Source organism: Rhodopirellula europaea 6C (genome assembly GCF_000338295.1).
Lineage (GTDB): Bacteria > Planctomycetota > Planctomycetia > Pirellulales > Pirellulaceae > Rhodopirellula > Rhodopirellula europaea.
Window position 1 is genome coordinate 1 of sequence record NZ_ANMO01000068.1, and the last position, 783, is coordinate 783.

The window sequence follows — 783 nt, forward strand, 5'->3', positions numbered from 1 at the left end:
CCAAATGGAGACTTCAACGTCGTGCGAACGCTAGCAGTTGGTGACATACATGGCTGCTTCCGCTCGCTTGATGCGTTGGCGATGTTTGCCGCTTTTACTCCGGACGACCGTATCATCACGCTCGGTGACTACGTTGACCGCGGTCCTGATTCAAGGCGCGTAATCGAATGGTTGATTGACCGCAGCGAAAGCGGTGGACTAATCCCACTGCGAGGCAACCACGAGTTGATGATGCTCGCGGCACGTCAATCCGAGCGACACCACGACGAATGGCTTGCGTGCGGTGGCGACGCTGCACTTTCGTCCTACTGCACTGATCGACTCGACGACATTCCCGAGGATCACTGGCAGTTCCTGGCTAAGTCGCTTCGATCCCACTTTTGTACGAAAACTCACTTCTTTGTTCATGCGAACGCTTACTCCGAGATTCCAATTGATGACCAACCAGATTTCATGCTGTACTGGGAATCGTTCGGCAACCCTACGCCACACGAATCCGGTCTGACAATGGTTTGTGGTCACACACCACAACGTGATGGCGTTCCACTAACGGTCGGACACGCAATCTGCATCGACACATGGGCGTGCGGACACGGTTGGCTAACCTGCCTTGATGTTGACTCCGGCCTTTGCTGGCAATCTAATGAATCGGGTTCGACTCGACGCTTCTGGCTCGACGAAGGTCCATAATCGCGGGGAACCATGAAATGCACGGGAGAACGGGTGGTCCGTTTTCTCGTCTGCTTGCAAGTCGTTCGCCCGTTCCCCGTGATTTCTACCGTT

1 protein-coding gene is annotated in these 783 nt (G+C 54.7%); it reads left to right on the top strand.

The features are described 5' to 3' along the window. Positions 1–690, top strand: a 690-nt coding sequence (locus RE6C_RS05905) for a metallophosphoesterase family protein (protein ID WP_236617974.1), incomplete at its 5' end; no start/stop codon positions are given. Positions 691–783 lie beyond the last annotated feature (93 nt).